Below are 21,554 nucleotides of genomic sequence, written 5' to 3' on the forward strand. Positions count from 1 at the left end.
TATCAGGATTCTTCTATTTATCTACATTCACACACTTGTTTGGCATTGCTGATACCGATATACGGTATTTAACAAACAGCAAGCGAGAACAAGTAGTCAAAAAGCAATATCGCTTTGCCTCTTTTACGAGCTATACGACTTAAAACGATCACTTTTAAGCTTTTTCGCATGTAGCTAAATTTTGTCCTTATTTATAGAGCGCTATATCCCTTTGAACGTTAGTTTAAGATGATACGGAGGATGCTTTTTATTCACGTATCCAGTCTATTCACCTTTGTTAAAGCGCATGCTCGGGTTATAAGGGGTAAAATGCTGCACATCTCCACGGGCACACTTCTTTTGTACACCGTGCCAGTACTCCGGTGTCATCAAGTCGCCGTGCAATGACTTAAGTATATCTTTGAACTTTCGCTTACCAACGATGAAGTGCTCGAATTGTTCGGGGAATACGTCGTTAGGCGCTACTGAAAGTGTATCAATGGCATAGGGGTCATCAGATTTTGGCAACTCCCTGAAGTTACGCTCGTTCATTAAGCAAATTTCATCATAGTCGTAGAAGATCACGCGACCATGACGGGTAATGCCGAAGTTTTTGTGCAGCATGTCGCCGGGAAAGATATTTGCCATGGCAATTTGCTTAATACATAGACCCAGCTCATCAAGCGCACGCGTTATTTTTTCATCGTCGGTTTCTTCTTGAAGGTATATATTTAGCGGCGTCATTTTCCGCTCAATGTACATGTGCTTGATGATAAGTTCTGTCTCAGTAAATTCTAAACTCGACGCACAAGTTTCTTTTAGTTCTTCAATAAGCTCGGGTTCAATTCTATTTAACGGGAACCTAAAATTAACGTATTCATGGGTGTCAGCCATTCGGCCAACACGATCTGACATCTTCACTAACTTGTAGCATTCTTTTACGTGCTCACGAGTGATTTTCTTACTTTCTGCAAATTCATCTTTAATAATTTTAAAAACAACGCCATAAGAGGGCAGATGGAAAACCATCATCACTAAGCCGCGAATTCCCGGCGCAGCTTCGAACTTGTCATCAGTCTCGTCCATGTGTGCCAAAAAGTTGCGATAGAAAACCGTTTTGCCGTGTTTGTAATGCCCCATCGACATATATAATTCGAAGTGTTTTTTATTCGGCAATAACTCTTGTAGAAAAGCGGCAACCTCGGCCGGGTTTTGCGTGTCGGCCATAAAATAGCTACGAGCAAAACCAAAAATGACGCTTAGGTCTTTGCGGTCGGTCAGAAGGGCATCAACGAACATATGTGGCTCGTTGTATCTTCGCATGGCGATGACAAACGGCAGGGTTTCATCGGGCATACAAATGCGACCAATCAAATAAGCCGCTTTACCACGAAAAAAAGTAGGCTTAAGGATCTCAACGGCTTGTACACTGGCTAGTTGTTCTTTGTTTAATCGTGCGCGTAGGGCCGTTTCAAGGTTTTGTAAGTCCCGTTCAAAGTTTTCAAACGGAATATTGTATCGATAAATTTTGAATATCGACTCGTACATTTCACGTACGGTAGTGGTGGTGTCAAAGCTGTTGACTACTTTGTCTCTGTCTTGCCCCGGCAAAAAGCAACGGCTAGGCAGAACAAACATCATGTCGTTGTCTATTTTTCTGTGCTTAAACAGTCGACCAATCACTGAGTTATAAAAGGTTTCAGCTAACTCAAACTGCGGGTGCCCTTCAAGCTGTAGCGCAAACACTTTTTTGAGCTCTTGCCAAAAAGCATCATCTTTTTGGTGGACCTGAGTAAGCTGATAAATTTCGGCAACCGCATCTGACAGGCTTTGTTCATAAATAGTAATGCGCTCTTTAGAGGCTAGCTGTGTTTCTTTCCAATTACCCTTTTCAAATCTTTCTTGAGCGCCCCGTGTAATTCGGGTGAACCATCGGTAACTCTTATCAAAATGAGACAAAATCTGATAGGCAACTTTTCTGACCAAGTTTTTGTCTTGGGTCGCAGCTAACTCTTGCATAGGGATGTTTTCCTTTTTTGTTACGCCTTATATCTACCACAAAACATGCTAATAGGAGAGGAGAGTTTGGTGTCGTTATCGAGTAAGTAGCCAATAATTCGATGTTTTTATTATTTTCTTATACTTTCGTTTAATGTATTCTAACGGTGGATTAGTAACCAATTATAAGATTGTAGTTAATGGGTTTTAATATTCTGATTTGTGACGATTCAGCGCTTGCACGGAAAATGGCTAGAAGTAACTTGCCTGGTGGGTTCGCTGAAGCTATTTATGAAGTGTCAAATGGTATGGACGCTCTAGAAGTATTAGCCCATCATACTATTGACCTTGTATTACTAGATTTAACAATGCCTGTGCTGGGCGGGCTCAGCGTTTTGAGCGAAATTAAACGCCGTAAACTTGAGACTTTTGTCATTGTTATTTCAGGTGATATTCAGCCATTGATGCAAGAGAAAGTGATGTCTTTGGGCGCATTAGGTTTTATTGAAAAGCCAATTAAGCGAAACGAACTTACGGCGGTTCTACAACGCTTTGGTTTCATTCTTCCCGATACTTATAAAGCGCCAATTGCGGTTTAAGAATTTAAAAGATGAGAAGGGCGAGCCATGGGCTCGCCCTTTTTTATTTCCGCGATGTCACCGCTGCAGACTGGGATAACACTGCTTAGTCAAACCAATGGCGAGTTTTGTTTGCAAACCACACTAGCGAAAGCATAACGGGCACTTCAACTAGTACGCCAACGACGGTGGCAAGCGCTGCGCCGCTGTGTAAACCAAATAGTGAAATGGCTACGGCTACCGCCAACTCGAAGAAGTTAGACGTACCTATCATACATGCTGGTGCAGCTACATTGTGCGGCAGTTTCATGCGCTTTGCGGCAAAGTAGGCAATAGCAAAAATACCGTAAGTTTGTATAAGCAGGGGTATCGCAATAAGCACGATATCTTGGGGCTGCGATAATATCGTTTCTGCTTGAAGGCCAAACAAAATAACTATTGTCAGCAGTAACCCAATTACTGAAAACGGCTTAAATTTACTTACTAGCGCGTCGACCGCGTTATTTCCTGAACCTGTTTTCTGTGTGCTGTTGTTTTTGTTTTCCAAGTGGCGGCGCGTGATATAACCCGCTACCAGCGGCAATACTACATAGAGCGCTACAGACAGTAGCAGGGTGTCCCAAGGAACCGTGATATCTGTTACACCCAACAGCATGGCGGTAAGCGGTGCAAAGGCAACGACCATAATAAGGTCGTTAATTGATACCTGAACTAGAGTGTAGTTAGCATCTCCTTTGGTAAGGTGGCTCCATACAAAAACCATGGCAGTACAAGGAGCAACACCAAGTAAGATCATACCTGCAATGTATTCTGTGGCAGTTTGCGGGTCTACCCAGTCGGCAAAAATACCTTTAAAGAATAGCCAGCCTAATAGCGCCATAGTGAAAGGCTTTATCAGCCAGTTAACCACAAGCGTTAGCACCAGGCCTTTTGGCTTTTTACCCACATCTTTAATAGAGCCAAAGTCTATTTGCACCATCATTGGGTAAATCATTAGCCAAATAAGTACTGCCACTACAAGATTTACGTGTGCATATTCAAGCGCTGCAATAGACTCGAATACGCCAGGCAAAGTATAACCTAGGCCCACCCCCGCAATAATGCAAAGACCAACCCACACTGATAAATAACGTTCAAAGAACCCCATTTCTACTCACCTTTGTCTTAATTTTACAGCGATTTTTGATTAACACGCTTACTCACTTCCTCTGCGCTTTCAACGCGCTCGGAATAGCGATCAACAAGAAAGTCTTTGTTGTCGCGGGTAAGCAAAGTAAATTTCACCAATTCTTCAACTACATCTACTATTCGGTTGTAGTAAGGTGACGGTTTCATGCGTCCATTGTCTTCAAATTCTAAAAACGCTTTTGCCACAGAAGACTGGTTAGGGATGGTTAACATGCGCATCCAGCGGCCTAAAATGCGCATTTGGTTTACCGCATTAAACGATTGTGAACCGCCTGATACCTGCATAATGGCCAGCGTTTTCCCTTGAGTAGGGCGCACGCCACCAAGGCTAAGCGGTACCCAGTCGATCATGCTTTTCATGATGCCGGTCATGCTGCCGTGACGCTCAGGTGAACACCAAATTTGACCTTCAGACCACATCATAAGCTCGCGTAGCTCTTTTACTTTCGGATGTGATTCATCTTCAGTATCGGGCTGCGGCAAACCGTGCGGGTCAAAAATCTTGGCCTCTGCACCAAAGTATTCAAGCAATCGGGCTGATTCTTCTATAACTAGGCGGCTGTAAGAGCGTTCTCTAAGCGAACCGTAAAGCAACAAAATGCGCGGTTTGTGGTCTGAAAACCTTGTTGCAAAGTTTGCCATAATCGGCTTGTGCATTTGCTCCATTACTGCATTATTAGAGGGGCTTTCAGCTGTTAATGTTTTCTGTTCCATTGATTTACCTTTACTCTTTACTGGGCGCCTAATTTTGATAGCGCCTCTTTAAGCGCTGCTTTATCTAAGTTTTTTTCAGCAAGCTCTGCTAATGCCGCTACACGCTTTTCAATAATATTGATAGTGTTGTTGAATGCTTCAGCTTTTTCCTGTTCGCTACCTTCTAACTTAGACGGGTCTTCTAAGCCCCAGTGCACCTTAAGCGATTTGCCGAAATAAACGGGGCATGATTCACCCGCCGCTGAATCACAAACGGTAACAACGAGATCAGCGTCATAATCTTCAAATTCATCCCACGATTGGCTTTGAAGCCCGTTGGTCTCAAATCCGCGCTCTGCAAGGTATTTAAGAGAGAGAGGGTGAACTTCACCGACAGGCTGACTGCCCGCGCTGCGCGCTTCTACATTACCGTTAGAGGCATTAGTGATGGCCTCGCAAAGAATACTGCGGCAACGGTTGTGCGTACAAATGTATAAAATCTTCATATAAAAACCTTATTTAAATGACTGAAGCTACTTTAGTTAGCTATCAAAAAGTTGAAAAAATATTGAAAAATAGAAAACTGGCGGCTTACCAAGATGCAATCATCACTATTGATTTGCACCACACTACGTAAGAGTTAGCAATTCTCGCAGAGCAAGTTCGCTAATGGCTCTTCGATGTATGCACTATTATTCGAGGCAGTGTTTTTGATAACGTCTAGCGCCCAAGCAGGCAAGTCAGGATGAAGTTGGTAATACACCCATTTGCCCTTACGGGTATCGAGCACTAAACCGCATTTTCGTAAATCTGCAAGATGACGTGAAATTTTTGGCTGGCTTAGTTGAAGCGCATCGGTGAGATCGCACACGCATAACTCGCCTTTTACGCTAAGCATAAGCAGCGTCTTTAAGCGAGTGTCTTCCGACAGACATTTAAAAAATGCTAGGGGCGCTACCTGCGCAGGTTCACAACAATTCGACATAAAAACATCACATATGAAATTTCGTATGTGATATATCGTATATGAAATTTCGTATGTGTCAATAACGCATCTGAAATTTCATATATGTGTAATAGAAATGAAGTGGTTTAAAAGCTAATTAAGGAAGTGCTTAAATCTATTGGCTTTCAGAAACGGCGGCCTCAAACGACATCGCTACTTGTTTGCCGCTTACCCCGTTGTAGTGAGTGATAACTTCGTTCATAAAGGCGTACCATGTCGGGTTCGGGTGCCAAATAGCCATAAGGTCTTTTTTAGCATTTTGTTCACTTTCGCCCAGTACGTTAATTCTATAAAGATAGGTAAAAGCAGCACCCCGCCAATTCAGTTTACAGTGGGTGAGTACCTTGTCTTCCTTAACATCTACGCTTTGCATAAATGCCGCGTAATTTAAAAAGTTAGCGAGCGTTGGGCCTTCCCAATCTACGGGCACATTAAAGTAGTCGAGTCCTAATTCTGAGGTCGTTAAAATCTCACTCGCTCGATTTCCAGGAATCAAATCTATAACGTGTGTCACCCCTTCCTCTTTTAGCAAAGAAAGATGAGAGGCATCAGGCAAGCCTGAAGAATACATAAAGGGCGCGTTTTTTTGGTAGTTAGTGAGCGTTGAAAGGGTAGGTGTGGTCTCAACCTGCGTGTCGGCACTTGTTTTCGATGCTGTAGCGTGAGCGTTCACAGGTGCACTTAAACCTAGCCCTAGACCGATACAAGCAGCGGTAACAGTAAAACTAAATGTAGGCTTTTTAAACGATAGTGACTTTTTCATTCTTGTATCTACTGCTGGCTGGGGCTTTTTCATAATTTAGCGCTCAATGTTGACACTGTTTAAAGGTGGCAATGTTGCCACGTCTTACGTTACACACTTGATTGCGTGTTGTCCAAACGGTAAAGCCACCCTTTTGTAATTAGGGCCAGTTGACCTTTGATTTTAAGTAAAGGTCAACAAGCCCAAACACTAACATAGATAACTGCCGTTATATTTTGGATTCAGCCCTCAGCTTTTTACCGCCTTAGGCTTTAAAGAAGGTGCCTTATTTCAGTTGAAGATCAAATACTGACGTGAGAGATAGAACAAGGGCCGTGCTCAAAGCATTAGAGCACCGAGTTATTTAGTTATACTTTTATACGACATGCTAAAGAATAAGATACACAGGTTGGACCACTTGATAAAATATACTTATAGAATCGCGCGTGGTTTTGGAGAAGTACATGAGCAAGTGGTTACAAGTTCTATTTTTAGTTTTAGGTGTGAGTACGTCCGCTCATGCTAACTTGATATTAAATGGTAGTTTTGAAAATAACGATATCAGAAGTAACAGCTGGAAAGCCTTTACCGCCGGAACCGTAGAGGGTTGGAGCGGCACGAATATGGAGTTATGGGATAACTTTCAACGTTTAAACGCTTTTGATGGTAGTCAATACGCTGAACTAAATGCTAATGGAAACGGCGGTCGATATTCTATTTTTCAGACTTTTTCTACTGAGGCCGGAAATACTTACGATGTGTCATTTGCCTATGCAGCACGACGCAGTGGAGAAAGTTTCCAGTTAGACATACTCAGTGATACCAATAGCGTTTTATACAGTCAGGTGTTTGATGATCATGCCATTAAAAGCTGGTCTGAGTTCTACGGTGATTTTGTTGCACAAACTGCTCTAACTACCATTCGTTTCTCTACCATTAATACAGGAACCTATGGCAACTTTGTTGACGATATTGTGGTAACTGCAGCGCCTAGCTTTGCAGCAAGCGTATCGAGTGTTTCTGTTTCTGAACCGGCAAGCTTGGCAATATTGCTACCTCTATCGGCTTTGGTGCTGATAAGACGCAAGAGAGCCAAGTAAATTCACATATGAAGTAATTACGAAAAGGCCCGCAATTATGCGGGCCTTTGTTTTGTATGCAAAAATATCTGCGCTTTGGTTCTAACGCTTATTTATCCATATGCACAACAGAGCGGATGCTTTCGCCTTTATGCATTAAATCAAACGCTTCGTTTATTTCATCAAGGCCCATAGTATGAGTGATAAACTCTTGGAGGCCAAAATCACCGTTTAGGTATTGTTCAACAATACCTGGCAGTTCTGAGCGACCTTTAACACCACCAAAAGCAGAACCGCGCCATACACGACCTGTCACCAACTGGAATGGACGCGTTGAAATTTCTTGCCCTGCACCTGCAACACCGATGATTACTGATTCACCCCAACCTTTGTGGCAACATTCTAGCGCAGAACGCATTACGTTGACGTTACCAATACATTCAAATGAGTAGTCAACGCCGCCGTCAGTCATTTCAACAATCACTTCCTGAATAGGCTTGTCGAAATTCTTAGGATTAACTAGGTCAGTTGCGCCGAGCTGTTTCGCTAGGTCAAATTTGCTTTCATTAATATCGATACCAATGATGCGACCGGCCCCCGCCATGCGCGCACCAATGATGGCTGACAGACCGATGCCGCCTAAACCAAAAATAGCAACCGTGTCGCCTTCCTGTACTTTTGCAGTTTTAAGTACAGCGCCCATACCCGTAGTTACACCACAACCAAGCAAGCAAACCTCGTCTAGCGGCGCATTTTTGTTTACTTTCGCTAGCGATATTTCAGGTAGAACTGTGTACTCAGAAAACGTTGAGCAGCCCATATAGTGATAAATTGGCTCGCCATCTTTAGAAAAACGACTTGTGCCATCTGGCATTAGGCCTTTACCTTGCGTCTCGCGCACTGCTTGGCAAAGGTTAGTCTTACCTGATTTACAGAACTTACATTCGCCACACTCGGCGGTATAAAGAGGGATAACGTGGTCGCCTACTTCTACACTGGTAACGCCTTCGCCCACCATTTCAACAATACCACCACCTTCGTGGCCAAGAATTGAAGGGAATACGCCTTCAGGATCATCACCGGACAGCGTAAATGCGTCAGTGTGGCACACGCCCGTCGCAACAATGCGTACAAGTACCTCGCCTTTCTTAGGAAGCTCTACGTCAACTTCTTCCATCTTTAACGGCTCACCTGGGCCCCAAGCCACCGCAGCTTTTGACTTGATATGGGTTTGACCTTCTTGCAACGAATCTTTGAATGACGCCATGTAATGACTCCTTAATCATAAATATACGATGATGTTTTATAGGCCAAAGTATAGGAGACGGATTACTAATGATAAATACATTTTAAGTAAATCACTTTTGCAAAATTGTAATAATTGCGTTTGGCGAATAGAATTGGTGGATAGAAAAGAGTACTACATTGAGTAACGCTCAATTAACGGGTGAGAATAATGAAATATCTAGAGGGAATAGCTGAGTTTTGTGCAGTAGCAGACGTAGGAAATTTTACAGGGGCTGCAAATAAGCTAGATACTTCAGTGGCGCAAATAAGCCGTAAAGTCGCATCGTTAGAAAAGCAGTTAGGCGTTAAATTATTGCAGCGTACTACGCGAAGTGTTTCACTTACTGAAGCAGGTTCCCAGTATTTTCAGCAAGTTTTACCCGCGTTAAAAGCGCTTGAAGATGCCCAGCTATCCGTAAGCGCGCTTCAAGCATCGCCGCAAGGGTTAATTAAGCTCACCGCACCAGTCGCCTTTGGCGAAGCATTTATTGCGCCTCTGCTCAATACCTTTATGCAAAAGTATTCTGGCATTAGCGTACAGTGCACCTTCTCAAACGAAAAGCTCGATATTGTCGAGCAAGGCCTCGACCTGGCCATCCGTATTGGCAAACTAGAAGACTCGACGCTGGTTGCCAAAAAGCTGGCTACTCGTCACTTGTTTGTATGCGGAAGTAGGGAATATTTCAAAGATAAAGGACAGCCTAAAAGTATTGAAGAGTTAAAAGCGCACTCGCTGCTGGTGGGGTCAAAACCCTATTGGCGTTTACTTATTGATAATAAAATTCAATCAATTCCAGTACAGGGAAGGGTTCGGTATAACAGCGGTAATGCACTATGTAGCGCCGCGATTGCTGGTTTAGGTATTGCACAACTGCCCGGGTTTTACGTGCGTAAAGCACTAGCCTCAGGTCAGCTAATAGAGCTGTTCCCCGAGTATAAAGATAAGCAAGAAGCCATTTGGGCGGTATTTCCTTCAAACAGAAATGTTGCACCTAAAATTAGGTTACTGGTGGACTTTTTAGCTCAACATCTTGTCTCAGATAGCTAAAGTGACTGTTTTAAAAATAGTGATCGAAATATAGCGCCTGTATCTAAATATTGTTTAATAAGGGTGATATGCAGGTGATGAAGTGCACAATGATGAGGGAAAAATTCACGTACACGGTGCCCGTGTACACAACTTAAAGAATATTAGTATCGATATACCGCGAAATGAAGTGGTGGTGTTCACCGGTGTATCTGGTTCAGGAAAATCTTCTTTGGCTTTCGGCACGCTTTACGCAGAAGCTCAGCACCGCTATTTAGATTCAATATCACCTTATGCCAGACGGTTGATTGAGCAAGTGGAGAAACCTGATGTAGACGCGATTGAAGGTTTACCGCCTGCTGTGGGCCTACACCAGCGCCGTGGCGCACCTTCAGTTCGTTCTTCCGTTGGCAGTATCACCACGCTATCTAATAGTCTGCGAATGCTTTATTCCCGGGCAGGCGACTATCCCGAAGGGCAAAACATTGTTTACGCAGACGGTTTCTCTCCTAATACGCCTGAAGGTGCATGTGAACACTGTGACGGTATTGGAAAAGTTTTTGACACACAAGCTCATCGTCTTGTACCCGACGATAGCCTCACCATACGCGAGGGCGCTGTGGCAGCTTGGCCTGGTGCGTGGCAGGGCAAAAACCTAGTAAGGGTGCTGTTGTCGCTTGATATTGATGTTGATATTCCATGGCGTGAACTGCCTCAAAAAACGCGCGACTGGATCTTATATACCGACGAAATGCCACAGGTGCCCGTCTATCGAAATTACAATCTAGCGCAAACCCGTAAAGCACAACAAGAAGGTGAACCTGCCAGCTATAACGGCAAGTTTATCAGTGCGCGGCGTCATGTGCTCGATACCTTCAAAACGTCTCAAAAAGAGAAAATGAAGCAGCGAATCGCTCCCTTCATATCTGTTGAAGCATGTCCGGTTTGTCACGGTAAAAAGCTGAAGCAAAATGCGCTGGCGGTGAAAATTGATGGCTTAGATATTATTGATTTTTCAAGGCTGCCACTACAGCAAGTTTACGAAAAGCTTCAGGCGTTAAGAAATTCGGTGAACGGCGATACTTCAGAGCGCGCTCAGGTGATACGCAATATTACGGGCGACATTATTGAAAGAGTGAAACCGATTATAGCGCTTGGGCTTCATTACCTTTCGTTAGATAGAAGTACAACAAGTATCTCAGTAGGCGAGTTACAGCGAATACGGCTGGCAACTCAGCTAAAATCAAACTTATTTGGCGTTGTCTTCGTGATGGATGAACCTTCATCAGGTCTTCACCCTCGCGACGTTGAAGGGCTTATTAGCGCGCTTCACAATATTACCGAAGCGGGAAATTCGTTGCTTGTTGTCGAGCACAACCCTTACGTTATCAAAGGCGCTAACTGGGTTGTAGACGTAGGGCCGAGGGCCGGAGTAAACGGCGGTGAGCTTGTTTATAGCGGATCGGTAAAAGAACTAGCACGCATTAAAAGCTCCCCAACGGCAGACTATGTTTTTAACAATAAAGCCCTAAGCCAGCGTATAAAACGCAAATCATCAGGGGTATTGCGTTTAAAAGACGTGTCTAGAAACAACGTCAGCCATGTTGATATTGATATTCCACTTGGTGTGATGACCTGTGTCACTGGCGTTTCCGGTTCTGGGAAGTCGAGTTTAATTAGCCAAGCATTGGTTGAGTTGGTCAAAGATGGTTTAAGTCCAGTCGAGAAAGAAGGAAAGCGAGCGAAAGAACTGCTTACCGACGCCAATTCGCTTCTCGCTCAGGACGCTTTTTCACATGAAAGTGAACCGCAGCAAGGCTTTATTGAAAGCGGGCTTGATGAGTTAAGTCGTATAGTTGTGGTAGATCAGTCTCCCATCGGCAGGACACCCCGTTCAACATTGGCAACCTATACAGGTATATTTGACCAAATCAGAAGTTTATTTGCTTCAACCGAAGAAGCAAAAGCCCGAGGGTACGATGCGGGTCACTTTTCTTTCAACGTGGCAAAAGGACGATGCCCACATTGTGACGGTTTGGGTGTGGTATCGGTAGAACTACTGTTTATGCCGAGTGTTTATTCCCCCTGTACCGTTTGTAACGGACACCGTTTTAACGAAAGCGTACTGGAAGTTGGTTACAACGAACACTCTATCGCTGACGTACTATCGCTTACGGTTGAAGAAGCACTATCTATATTCAAGAGTAATCAAGTCATTACGCGGGGGCTTCAAACGCTAATGAACGTAGGGCTTGACTATCTAACCCTCGGGCAAAGTGCCACCGAATTATCAGGCGGCGAGGCGCAGCGTATTAAATTAGCATCAGAACTTAAACGCGCTCAAAACGCTAATACCCTTTACGTGCTCGATGAACCTACAACAGGTTTACACCTTTCAGACACTTCGCTACTTATGCAGCACTTAACCAGATTAGTTGAAGCCGGAAATACTGTGGTGATGGTTGAGCACAATATGCAGGTGGCTGTGGCTTGTGACCACATTATAGATATGGGACCAGGCGCTGGTGACGAGGGGGGAGAAATAGTAGCTGAAGGTAGCCCAGAGGAGGTTGCTAAGGTTAAACAAAGTGCAACAGCCCCATTTTTGAAGGCGAGCTTGCTCTAACAAAGGCTTTCACTGAATGAGTTCGGTTTAAATGATCGTAGAAATAAGTACTTGTTTAAGGCTACTTAAGTACAAGTAAGCCAATTTAGAAACTGCTTAAACTGTATTTGTACCTCAAAAAGAAATATTAATTAAAGAGTGTTTCATATTTTGCAATACAGTGTAGTGAAAACTGCGGTTGACTTATAGACGTCTATACGGCAAATTGCTTGTATGAAAAAGATTCTACTTACTCGCACCACCATTATGTTAATTACCACCTTAAAAAGGGCGGTCGCTGACTAGTGCAAGTAAGCAAAAGACAACGAAAGCCCGCCTAACACAGAGCGGGCTTTTTTTTACACACGTTTTAGCATGCGTAACCTTAAGGAGCAGCATATGAAAGTCTTAAAGTTTGGGGGTTCTTCTCTAGCCGATGCACCGCGATACATGCGCGTTATGGAAATTAGCACGGCAACCCACCAAACCGACGGTGCTGCGGTTGTACTCTCTGCCCCAAAGGGGGTAACGAACGCGCTTTCACTACTTTGTGAACAAGCAGCCGCGGGTGAAGATTTCCAGCCATTATTCGATAAGTTGAATGACACGGTCACAGGCATTGCCAACGACCTGAACGATGAACTCGACGGATTTGAACACGCAAGCGTGGTGGAATTTATCAATAGTCACTTATCAGTATTAAAACAGCACCTTGAAGGCATTAAACTGCTCGGCGTTGCGCCAGATAATGTTGCTGCTGGTATTCTTAGTATTGGCGAATACATCTCGGTTACGCTCTTTAGCGCTATGTTATCGGCTAAAGGCATTGCAAACCGCGTTATCGACCCAGTTAAATATGTGCTTGCTGAGGGCGATTACTTAGACAGTATTGCCGACGTATCGCTAAGTAAAGCGCGTTTTTCAGATGTGCCTACCGATGGCAGTGAGTTTTTGGTTATGCCTGGCTTTGTCGCTGTTAACGAAGCAGGCGAAAAAGTAACGCTAGGACGTAATGGCTCTGACTATTCAGCGGCTATTTTAGCGGCGTGTATAGACGCTAGCTGCTGTGAAATTTGGACAGACGTAGACGGTGTGTATAACGCTGACCCCAATCAAGTGGAAGGCGCGGTGCTGCTAGACAAGCTTACTTATCAAGAGGCGATGGAGCTGTCTTACTTCGGTGCCAAGGTGCTTCACCCTAAAACTATCGGGCCTATCGCCCAGCATCACATACCTTGTTTGATCAGAAATACGTTGAACCCGGCAGCGCCTGGTACGTTAATCAGTAATGAGAAAAGCGAAGTGTGGACGTCGGTGAAAGGTATTTCACAGCTTGATAACGTCACCATGTTCAACGTTGCAGGGCCAGGCCTTAAAGGCATGGTGGGTATGGCGAGCCGTGTGTTTGAGGTTATGTCGAACGCTAATATTTCAATTAGCCTTATTACGCAGTCATCTTCGGAATACTCAATTAGTTTTTGTATTCAAAGCAAAGACGCCAGCCGTGCATTAACGCTACTTGAAGATGCTTTCGCGCTAGAGCTGCAAAATCAATTGCTAGATCCTATCGAAGTACGTCACGATCTGGCCATTGTTACTTTGGTAGGCGATGGTATGCGTCAAACCAAAGGTTTGGCAGCGCGATTCTTTAACTCACTAGCCCAAGCACGAGTAAATAACGTTGCTATCGCACAGGGCTCTTCAGAACGCTCAATTTCCACAGTAATCGAAAGTAAGCGTGCTAAGAAAGCGGTTAAGGTTATTCATCAGAATTTTTTCTCTGACCGCCATACCATAGACGTATTCCTAGTAGGGTGTGGCAATGTAGGCACTGAACTGCTAGGTCAGATTGAAAAACAACAGCCAGCACTTTTAAAACGTAATATTCAGCTGCGCGTTTACGGTATAGCAAATAGCCGTAAATTGCTGTTGAACAGCCAAGGTATTGATTTAAGCAGCGATTGGAAAGCGGCCCTGGACTCTGCAAGTGAAGGCTTGAGTGTAGAGCGCTTGCATCAGTTCGCAAACGATACCAGCTTGGTCAACCCAGTCATTGTTGATTGTACAAGCCATGAAGCCATCGCTAATCAGTACGTTGATATGATGGAAAGCGGCTTCCACGTAGTAACGCCTAACAAAAAGGCGAATACCAGCGCTATGTCTTATTACCGCAAGTTACGTAAGACTGCACTTAATACGAATCGCCAATATTTGTATGAGACAACAGTGGGCGCGGGCCTTCCTGTTATCGACAACCTGCAAAAACTATTCAGTGCAGGTGATGTGCTGCATCGTTTTGAAGGTATTCTTTCAGGCAGCTTGTCTTACGTATTCGGTAAGCTTGAAGAGGGCATGAGCCTGTCGCAAGCGACACAAACGGCCAAAGACAACGGTTTTACCGAGCCAGATCCTCGCGACGATTTAAGCGGTATGGACGTTGCTCGTAAGTTGCTTATTATGGCCCGTGAAGCCGATTTAGAGCTTGAGCTTTCTGATATAGAGATTGAGTCGGTACTGCCTTCGGGATTTGCAGAAAACTGTTCTATCGACGAATTTATGCAGCAGCTACCCGAGTTAGATGCTGCGATGAATGATAAAGTTGAGGCGGCTAAAGCGGAAGGCAAAGTGCTTCGCTATATTGGCAGCATTGAAGATGGAAAGTGCAAAGTTAGTGTACAGGCCGTCCCTGCTAGCAATCCGCTTTCTCAGGTGAAAGACGGCGAGAATGCACTGGCGATTAATAGTGACTACTACAGCCCAATCCCTTATGTAATTAGAGGATATGGTGCAGGTGGTACGGTAACGGCGGCAGGGGTATTTGCCGACATTTTACGCACTATGCCGTGGAAACAAATGGCGCATTAACCGCTAAATAACGCAAAGCATGCTTTGCGTAATGGGTAAGTGGCTAAAGTAAGAAATTCGAAGGTGTGACTTAGGCCAGTGATTTATCGCGTTAAGTCGCAAGCGAAGTAAGAGAAATTATATGAAAGCATTCAAGGCCTTTGCGCCGGCATCAATTGGAAATGTAAGCCTAGGCTTTGACGTACTGGGCGCAGCGCTTGCGCCGGTTGACGGTACTAAGCTCGGTGATGAAGTTGAAATAAAAGCGGCTGAGTCATTTTCATTAGAAACGGTGGGGCGCTTTGCTCACAAGCTTCCGGGCGATGCGGATAGCAATATAGTTACTAAGTGCTATCACTATTTTTGTGAGCAAATGGAAAAGGCTGGAAAGCCAACCTCTCCTGTTGCACTAACGCTACATAAAAATCTACCTATTGGTAGTGGTTTAGGTTCAAGCGCAAGTTCTATTGTGGCAGCGTTTGCGGCACTTAATGCTTACTTCGATACGCCATTTGATGAAGATACGCTACTTATTATGATGGGTGAGTTAGAAGGTCAAATAAGCGGTAGTATTCACTACGACAATGTTGCGCCATGTTATTTAGGTGGCATGACTTTGATGACAGGTAGCGATGCGCCGGTCACTCTGTCTCTACCTCTTAACGATGACTGGTACTATGCAGTTTGCTATTCGGGTATTAGCGTATCCACAGCCGCAGCGCGTGACATCTTGCCTAAGCAGGTGGATATGGCGACGGCGCTTACCTTTGGTCGACAACTTGGCGTGTTCGTACACGCACTGCATGCGGGTAACTTTGACTTGGCGGCGTCGGTAATGAAAGATGTTATTGCCGAGCCTTACAGAAAATCGCTATTGCCAGGTTTTGATGAAGCTCGCGCGTTTAGCGAGCAAGCCGGGGCACTAGCTTTTGGCATTTCGGGCTCGGGGCCTACGGTGTTCGCTGTATGCCCAAGCAAGGCGCAAGCGGAAGAAGTCGCGGCATATTTAACCGCGAACTACATCCAAAACGAAGATGGCTTTAGCCATGTGTGCCAAATACCAAGCCAAGGTACTATTATTTCTTAAAGAACATAATTTCTTAAAAGTACATGACTTCTTAAAGGTATATGATTTCGCAAAGGTAAATGATTTCTTAAAAGCACATGATTTCTTAAAGTCATAGTAACTTATAAAAGCACAGTGATTTTTTAAAAAATTTAAAGGGTAGCCTATCTGCCCAACTATAAAGGTAACAGCAAGTGGAATTGGTAAATTTAAAAGATTCATCGGACACAGCAAGTTTTGCCGAAGCCGTTAAGCGCGGCTTAGGTAAAAACCAAGGGCTTTATTTTCCAGAGCATATACCAACACTAGATAATATTGATGAACTGTTGGAAAAACCGTTTGTCGAGCGCAGCATTGACGTGCTTCGCGCGCTCATCGGTGACGAACTGAACAATGGCGAACTAGAAGAAATTGTTAAAACCGCATTTGCTTTTGGTGCGCCGGTTGAGCAGGTTAATGATAATGTCTACAGCCTAGAGCTTTTCCACGGTCCAACGCTGGCATTTAAAGATTTCGGCGGCCGTTTCATGGCGCAAACCCTTTCGCGCATCAGCGAGGGCAAGCCAGTGACTATTTTAACCGCAACATCAGGTGATACAGGTGCCGCAGTTGCTCACGCGTTCCATGGTATTGATAACATCAACGTGGTTATCTTGTTCCCGAAAGGAAAGATTAGCGCGCTGCAAGAAAAGTTATTCACTACGCTAGGCGGTAACATTCATACCGTTGCTGTAGAGTCAGACTTCGATGCATGCCAATCGCTAGTGAAAACCGCGTTTGACGACCCTGATGTGCGTGAAGGTCTTCACTTAAACTCAGCAAACTCAATCAATATTAGCCGTTTGTTGGCGCAGGTTTGCTATTACTTTGAAGCGGTAAGTCAGCTGCCTAAAGAGAAGCGCGATCAGCTTGTTATATCAGTTCCTAGCGGTAACTTTGGTAACCTGACCGCAGGCATGATTGCTAAATCTTTGGGTCTACCTATTAAGCGTTTTATCGCGGCAACTAACCTAAATGATACGGTACCTCGCTACCTTAAAACTGGCGAGTGGGACCCTAAAGCGACGGTTGCAACTATGTCTAACGCGATGGATGTTAGTCAGCCAAACAACTGGCCTCGTATTGAAGCGCTTATAGAGCGTGGTTATATCGACAAAGCGTGCCTGAAAGGTGAGATGGTAGACGAAGAGTATACTCAGCTTGCAATGCGTCAACTAGCGCAGCTGGGCTATACCAGTGAGCCGCACGCCGCTATTGCCTATCGCGCGGTAAGTCACGACTTAGAAGACGGTGAAATTGGTTTGTTCTTAGGAACAGCGCACCCGGCTAAGTTCAGAGAAACAGTTGAAAACGTGTTAGGTAACCCAATTAGTTTACCGAAAGCCTTGGCCGATGTAGCGGGAGAAGACAGCTTAGCGGTGGACTTACCCGCGTCCTACGATGCACTTAAGCAGCACATGATGGATTTGCTTAAGTAATGTCATCATCGGAGTTGACTTGGCAAAGCACGTTAGGTGATGAAAAACAAAAAGACTATTTTGTTGAATTGCTTGAACGGGTGAAAAACGCTCGTGAAGCGGGTAGCGTTATTTACCCGCCTCAGTCTGACGTATTTAATGCACTTAAATACACCCCGCTTGATAAGGTTAAAGTCGTGATCTTAGGGCAAGATCCCTATCACGGACCTAATCAAGCACACGGGCTATGTTTTTCAGTAAAAGCGGGCGTTAAGACACCTCCATCTCTGAAAAACATGTACAAAGAATTGTCAGCCGATATAGACGGTTTTAGCGAGCCTAATCATGGCACGCTTACGTCTTGGGCAGAACAAGGCGTACTTTTACTCAATACCGTGCTAACGGTAGAGCAGGGGAAAGCCCACAGCCATGCGAAATGGGGATGGGAAACCTTCACCAATAAGGTAATCGATGTGGTCAATACGCACGGCCACAACGTTGTATTCCTTTTGTGGGGAAGTCACGCGCAAAAAAAAGGTAAGCACATAGACCGTGAAAAACACCACGTCTTACATGCACCTCATCCATCTCCGCTTTCAGCGCACAGAGGCTTTTTAGGTTGTAAACACTTCAGCCAAACCAACCAATATTTGGTCGACAAAGGTAAAACGCCGATCACCTGGCAGGTATAGCGTTAGCTTTTACGCTAAGTATTTACACCATGCTAGAAAGTAAAAAGGCCGCCTGTATTACAGGCGGCCTTTTTATTTATCTTTCCAGTGTCTCTAGCTCGTACTCGAAACCACAATCGAGTTCGGCGAGTTCTTTTTCTAAAGCGTACCTATCGCGTAGTGCCTCGATTTCTCTCCACTTCCTTTTTTTGCTTTTGGTTTTTGCTGGGCTTGCTTCGATGTCTAACATGGCAAATAGATCTGATTTATCCACTGGGATCTCCTTTTTATACCACTACAACTAATACAGAGTTTTTGTTTTTAATTCCCTCTGTACGATTTTGTATCACAGCCGCCACTAAAATAAAATAGTTTAATTTACCTTTTATTAACAAATTGTGACGATATGATGACAAGGGTTAGGAAATGTCCAGTGTGTTTAAAGCGTGAACAATAACTGTATGTAATTGATCCTATTTGGTTTCTTAGTAATCAACTGTACAGTGTTACGGGCATCAAAAATGTCTGTCGTGTGCTTGATAAATACCGCAACAAAAAACGGCTAGCTTCCGAAAAAGCTAGCCGTTCAGTTTGTTATTTGCACCAAGTGGGTGACTTTAAATCACCTCGCATTCCTTATTTTGGTGCATTCGCTGCTCTGAATTTGGCAATCAATTGTTGTGTTGAAGCGTCGAAATTATCTTTGTCTGCCTCGCCTTGAATGCCAGCAAGTACTTGGTTTCCTAGTACTTTACCTAACTCAACGCCCCATTGGTCGAATGAGTTAAGGTTCCAGATAACACCCTGAACGAATACCTTATGCTCATACATTGCAACCAGCGCGCCAAGTGTTTTAGGCGTAAGGCTATCAAACAAGAAAGTATTGCTAGGCTTGTTGCCAGGCATGGTTTTATGAGCCGCCAAGCGTTTGCGTTCAGCGTCGTCTAGGCCTTTACCGTCAAGGTCTGCATAACACTCTTCAAAGGTTTTACCCTGCATCAGCGCTTGGGTTTGACCAAAGCAATTAGACGCAAGCATAGCGTGATGCGTGTCGTCTTGGTTAGGTACGTTAAGCGGCAGCATAAAGTCTGCAGGTATAACGCCAGAACCTTGGTGAATAAGCTGGTGGAAGCTATGCTGGCCGTTTGTACCTTCACTACCCCAAATAATTGGGCCAGTAGGGTAGTCCACGTTCTCGCCTTCTTGCGTCACTTCCTTACCGTTACTTTCCATATCTAACTGCTGTACGTAAGCTGGTAAGCCACGAAGATAGTGGTAATAAGGCAATAGAACATGCGACTGTGCATCGAAAAAGTTTCTGTACCAAACGCCTAACAACGCAAGCAATACAGGCATGTTTTCTTCAAGTGGCGCAGTGGTGAAATGGGTATCCATTTCAAACGCACCGTCAAGCAAGCCTTTAAAGTTTTCAAACCCAAGGGCTAGCGAGATAGGCAGGCCAATGGCTGACCACAGTGAGTAACGACCGCCTACCCAATCCCACATAGGGAAAATATTGTCGGCGCTAATACCAAACTCGGTGGCTGCTTTAACGTTTGAAGATACAGCTACAAAGTGCTTAGCGATATCTTCTTGTGTACCGCCAGACTTTAAGAACCAGTCTTTAGCCGTTAGCGTGTTCTGCAGCGTCTCTTGGGTTGAAAATGACTTCGATGACATAACCACAAGGGTTTCTTCAAAATCAACGCTAGATAGCACGTCGTGAATGTGGCAACCGTCAACGTTGGCAACGAAGTGAACCTTAACCGCCTCAACCGTATGAGGTTTTAACGCCTCGGTCATGATTTTAGGGCCAAGGAACGAACCACCAATACCAATCGCTACAATGTGCTTAATAGGTTTGCCAGTATAGCCCTTGTGTTCACCACTGTGGATTGAGGCAGTAAACGCTTCAATTTTTTCAAGGGTGGCGTGCACCTCAGGCATGACGTCTTCACCGTCTACCAATACTTTGCGGTCAGATAAGTTACGAAGCGCGGTATGCAGCACTGCGCGACCTTCTGTTGAGTTAATCTGCTCACCAGAAAACATAGCGTCACGAAGGGGTTCTAGTTTACATGCGCGTGCAAGGTCAAAAAGCCCTTTAAGTGCGTCATCATTTACACGGTTTTTCGAGTAATCAAGAAAAATGCCGCAGGCTTCAAGCTGCATATTATCTGCACGGCTTGGATCTTGTGCAAACCAGTCGCGCATATGGGCATCTTTTACCGATGAAGCGAGTTCAGATAGCTTTTTCCATTCCGGAAGAGAAGTTAAAACACTCATTGTCTAGTCAGTTCCTTATGCACTTAGTTTTTCGCGAAGTAAAGTCTCAAGCTTTTCTTGGTCAGCTGCGAAGTTGCGAATGCCTTCAGATAGTTTTTCCGTTGCCATCGCATCTTCGTTCATTGCCCAGCGGAACTCACTTTCTGTTAAACGGTCGCCTGGCGTTTTTGTCGCACCATTGTCTTTAAGCTTAACTTCTAGTTCACCCGGCTCATTTGCCAGTTCTTCAAGTAGTGCAGGGCTAATAGTTAGACGGTCGCAGCCGGCCAGTGCTTGAATTTCGCCAATGTTGCGGAAGCTCGCGCCCATTACAACTGTGTTGTAGCCGTGCTCTTTGTAGTAGTTGTAAATTTTGGTCACTGACACTACGCCTGGGTCTTCATCTGCTGCGTAAGATTCAGTGCCAGTCGCCTTTTTGTACCAGTCTAGAATACGGCCTACAAATGGAGAGATAAGGTAAACGCCTGCTTCTGCACATGCTTGCGCTTGGGCGAAACTGAATAGCAGAGTTAGGTTGCACTGAATACCTTTTTTCTCAAGTGCTTCAGCAGCTTGAATACCTTCCCACGTAGACGCAATTTTAATAAGAATGCGTGACTTATCGATACCGGCATCTTCGTATAACTGTACTAAGCGCTCTGCTTTTTCAATAGTAGCAGCAGTATCAAACGATAGGCGGGCATCAACTTCTGTTGAAATACGGCCAGGGATGGTTGCAGAAATTTCTTTACCAATGGCTACTGCTAACTTGTCAGAGGCATCAGTTAATTGCTGGTCAGCATCGTTTGACTGAAGTTTTGCCCACGCTACAGCGTCATCGATTAAGCTTGCATACTGAGGAAGACCTGCTGCTTTTAGCAGTAACGACGGGTTGGTAGTAGCGTCAACCGGCTGATATTTTTTGATGGCATCGATGTCGCCGGTATCGGCAACTACGGTAGTGATATCACGTAATGAAGCTAACTGATTGCTCATAATTCTCTCTGTACTTTATCAATAATAAATTTGGACAACTCGCTAGAAAAGCCAGTTGAATAAAACGATACGC

At 44.6% G+C, this 21,554-nt stretch carries 18 protein-coding genes; 8 read left to right on the forward strand and 10 right to left on the reverse strand.

What is annotated here, in order from left to right; all coding sequences use genetic code 11:
• Window positions 1-264: 264 nt before the first annotated feature.
• The gene (gene aceK, locus ACYX4N_RS06325) at window positions 265-1,998 is read right to left on the reverse strand and encodes a bifunctional isocitrate dehydrogenase kinase/phosphatase (protein ID WP_474805289.1); all 1,734 of its coding nucleotides are present in this window, start codon (window positions 1,996-1,998) and stop codon (window positions 265-267) included.
• A 179-nt stretch (window positions 1,999-2,177) separates the two neighbouring features.
• Between aceK and ACYX4N_RS06330 the strand changes: the two genes are divergently transcribed.
• The gene (locus tag ACYX4N_RS06330) at window positions 2,178-2,576 is read left to right on the forward strand and encodes a response regulator (protein WP_474805290.1); all 399 of its coding nucleotides are present in this window, start codon (window positions 2,178-2,180) and stop codon (window positions 2,574-2,576) included.
• Between the two features lie 85 nt (window positions 2,577-2,661).
• Here ACYX4N_RS06330 and arsB read toward each other — a convergent pair whose 3' ends face one another.
• The 5 genes from arsB to ACYX4N_RS06355 all read right to left on the reverse strand — a co-directional run bounded on the left by arsB (window position 2,662) and on the right by ACYX4N_RS06355 (window position 6,238).
• Window positions 2,662-3,702 carry an ACR3 family arsenite efflux transporter gene (arsB, locus tag ACYX4N_RS06335; RefSeq protein WP_474805291.1) on the reverse strand — a complete coding sequence of 347 codons (1,041 nt, stop codon included), beginning with the start codon at window positions 3,700-3,702 and terminating at the stop codon, window positions 2,662-2,664.
• 23 nt (window positions 3,703-3,725) lie between these two features.
• Window positions 3,726-4,409 carry an arsenical resistance protein ArsH gene (gene arsH / locus ACYX4N_RS06340; RefSeq protein WP_474809222.1) on the reverse strand — a complete coding sequence of 228 codons (684 nt, stop codon included), beginning with the start codon at window positions 4,407-4,409 and terminating at the stop codon, window positions 3,726-3,728.
• A gap of 65 nt (window positions 4,410-4,474) precedes the next feature.
• Window positions 4,475-4,942: an arsenate reductase ArsC gene (locus tag ACYX4N_RS06345; protein WP_474805292.1), complete on the reverse strand. Its 468-nt coding sequence runs from the start codon at window positions 4,940-4,942 to the stop codon at window positions 4,475-4,477.
• Window positions 4,943-5,076: 134 nt separating this feature from the next.
• The gene (locus tag ACYX4N_RS06350) at window positions 5,077-5,421 is read right to left on the reverse strand and encodes a metalloregulator ArsR/SmtB family transcription factor (protein WP_474805293.1); all 345 of its coding nucleotides are present in this window, start codon (window positions 5,419-5,421) and stop codon (window positions 5,077-5,079) included.
• A 136-nt stretch (window positions 5,422-5,557) separates the two neighbouring features.
• Window positions 5,558-6,238, reverse strand: coding sequence for a protein-tyrosine phosphatase family protein (locus tag ACYX4N_RS06355; RefSeq protein ID WP_474805294.1), 681 nt, complete (start codon window positions 6,236-6,238; stop codon window positions 5,558-5,560).
• 410 nt (window positions 6,239-6,648) lie between these two features.
• Here ACYX4N_RS06355 and ACYX4N_RS06360 point away from each other — a divergent pair, with 410 nt between their 5' ends.
• Window positions 6,649-7,284, forward strand: a complete 636-nt coding sequence (locus ACYX4N_RS06360) for a carbohydrate binding domain-containing protein (protein WP_476055969.1) — start codon at window positions 6,649-6,651, stop codon at window positions 7,282-7,284.
• 88 nt (window positions 7,285-7,372) lie between these two features.
• Here the strand turns inward: ACYX4N_RS06360 and ACYX4N_RS06365 are convergent, their stop codons facing one another.
• Window positions 7,373-8,530, reverse strand: coding sequence for an S-(hydroxymethyl)glutathione dehydrogenase/class III alcohol dehydrogenase (locus ACYX4N_RS06365; protein WP_474827394.1), 1,158 nt, complete (start codon window positions 8,528-8,530; stop codon window positions 7,373-7,375).
• Window positions 8,531-8,719: 189 nt separating this feature from the next.
• Here ACYX4N_RS06365 and ACYX4N_RS06370 point away from each other — a divergent pair, with 189 nt between their 5' ends.
• The 6 genes from ACYX4N_RS06370 (at window position 8,720) to ung (ending at window position 18,241) form a co-directional block, all read left to right on the forward strand.
• Window positions 8,720-9,598, forward strand: coding sequence for a LysR substrate-binding domain-containing protein (locus ACYX4N_RS06370; RefSeq protein ID WP_476055970.1), 879 nt, complete (start codon window positions 8,720-8,722; stop codon window positions 9,596-9,598).
• An 82-nt stretch (window positions 9,599-9,680) separates the two neighbouring features.
• Window positions 9,681-12,203 (forward strand): excinuclease ABC subunit UvrA, encoded by a 2,523-nt coding sequence (locus ACYX4N_RS06375; RefSeq protein WP_476055971.1) that lies wholly within the window; start codon window positions 9,681-9,683, stop codon window positions 12,201-12,203.
• A gap of 378 nt (window positions 12,204-12,581) precedes the next feature.
• Window positions 12,582-15,047: a bifunctional aspartate kinase/homoserine dehydrogenase I gene (gene thrA / locus ACYX4N_RS06380; protein WP_474805299.1), complete on the forward strand. Its 2,466-nt coding sequence runs from the start codon at window positions 12,582-12,584 to the stop codon at window positions 15,045-15,047.
• Between the two features lie 121 nt (window positions 15,048-15,168).
• A complete protein-coding gene (gene thrB / locus ACYX4N_RS06385; RefSeq protein WP_474854897.1) occupies window positions 15,169-16,113 on the forward strand; it encodes a homoserine kinase in 945 nt (314 codons plus the stop codon).
• A 173-nt stretch (window positions 16,114-16,286) separates the two neighbouring features.
• The gene (gene thrC / locus ACYX4N_RS06390; protein WP_476055972.1) at window positions 16,287-17,570 is read left to right on the forward strand and encodes a threonine synthase; all 1,284 of its coding nucleotides are present in this window, start codon (window positions 16,287-16,289) and stop codon (window positions 17,568-17,570) included.
• Window positions 17,570-18,241: a uracil-DNA glycosylase gene (gene ung, locus ACYX4N_RS06395; RefSeq protein ID WP_474805302.1), complete on the forward strand. Its 672-nt coding sequence runs from the start codon at window positions 17,570-17,572 to the stop codon at window positions 18,239-18,241. Before thrC ends, ung begins: the two co-directional genes overlap by 1 nt.
• Window positions 18,242-18,317: 76 nt before the next feature.
• Here the strand turns inward: ung and ACYX4N_RS06400 are convergent, their stop codons facing one another.
• The 3 genes from ACYX4N_RS06400 to tal form a co-directional block, all read right to left on the reverse strand.
• A complete protein-coding gene (locus ACYX4N_RS06400; protein ID WP_081765847.1) occupies window positions 18,318-18,494 on the reverse strand; it encodes a DUF3545 family protein in 177 nt (58 codons plus the stop codon).
• Between the two features lie 362 nt (window positions 18,495-18,856).
• Window positions 18,857-20,506 (reverse strand): glucose-6-phosphate isomerase, encoded by a 1,650-nt coding sequence (pgi, locus tag ACYX4N_RS06405; protein ID WP_476055973.1) that lies wholly within the window; start codon window positions 20,504-20,506, stop codon window positions 18,857-18,859.
• A 15-nt stretch (window positions 20,507-20,521) separates the two neighbouring features.
• The gene (gene tal / locus ACYX4N_RS06410; RefSeq protein WP_474854903.1) at window positions 20,522-21,481 is read right to left on the reverse strand and encodes a transaldolase; all 960 of its coding nucleotides are present in this window, start codon (window positions 21,479-21,481) and stop codon (window positions 20,522-20,524) included.
• Window positions 21,482-21,554 lie beyond the last annotated feature (73 nt).

The sequence above is a fragment of the Alteromonas sp. ABH4_452 genome (assembly GCF_056311825.1).

What these genes read in the sequence shown, in the direction of transcription:
- aceK (WP_474805289.1), bottom strand. Translation starts at nt 1,998, where the DNA reads ATGCAAGAGTTAGCTGCGACCCAAGACAAAAACTTGGTCAGAAAAGTT.
- ACYX4N_RS06330 (WP_474805290.1), top strand. Translation starts at nt 2,178, where the DNA reads ATGGGTTTTAATATTCTGATTTGTGACGATTCAGCGCTTGCACGGAAA.
- arsB (WP_474805291.1), bottom strand. Translation starts at nt 3,702, where the DNA reads ATGGGGTTCTTTGAACGTTATTTATCAGTGTGGGTTGGTCTTTGCATT.
- arsH (WP_474809222.1), bottom strand. Translation starts at nt 4,409, where the DNA reads ATGGAGCAAATGCACAAGCCGATTATGGCAAACTTTGCAACAAGGTTT.
- ACYX4N_RS06345 (WP_474805292.1), bottom strand. Translation starts at nt 4,942, where the DNA reads ATGAAGATTTTATACATTTGTACGCACAACCGTTGCCGCAGTATTCTT.
- ACYX4N_RS06350 (WP_474805293.1), bottom strand. Translation starts at nt 5,421, where the DNA reads ATGTCGAATTGTTGTGAACCTGCGCAGGTAGCGCCCCTAGCATTTTTT.
- ACYX4N_RS06355 (WP_474805294.1), bottom strand. Translation starts at nt 6,238, where the DNA reads ATGAAAAAGCCCCAGCCAGCAGTAGATACAAGAATGAAAAAGTCACTA.
- ACYX4N_RS06360 (WP_476055969.1), top strand. Translation starts at nt 6,649, where the DNA reads ATGAGCAAGTGGTTACAAGTTCTATTTTTAGTTTTAGGTGTGAGTACG.
- ACYX4N_RS06365 (WP_474827394.1), bottom strand. Translation starts at nt 8,530, where the DNA reads ATGGCGTCATTCAAAGATTCGTTGCAAGAAGGTCAAACCCATATCAAG.
- ACYX4N_RS06370 (WP_476055970.1), top strand. Translation starts at nt 8,720, where the DNA reads ATGAAATATCTAGAGGGAATAGCTGAGTTTTGTGCAGTAGCAGACGTA.
- thrA (WP_474805299.1), top strand. Translation starts at nt 12,582, where the DNA reads ATGAAAGTCTTAAAGTTTGGGGGTTCTTCTCTAGCCGATGCACCGCGA.
- thrB (WP_474854897.1), top strand. Translation starts at nt 15,169, where the DNA reads ATGAAAGCATTCAAGGCCTTTGCGCCGGCATCAATTGGAAATGTAAGC.
- ung (WP_474805302.1), top strand. Translation starts at nt 17,570, where the DNA reads ATGTCATCATCGGAGTTGACTTGGCAAAGCACGTTAGGTGATGAAAAA.
- pgi (WP_476055973.1), bottom strand. Translation starts at nt 20,506, where the DNA reads ATGAGTGTTTTAACTTCTCTTCCGGAATGGAAAAAGCTATCTGAACTC.
- tal (WP_474854903.1), bottom strand. Translation starts at nt 21,481, where the DNA reads ATGAGCAATCAGTTAGCTTCATTACGTGATATCACTACCGTAGTTGCC.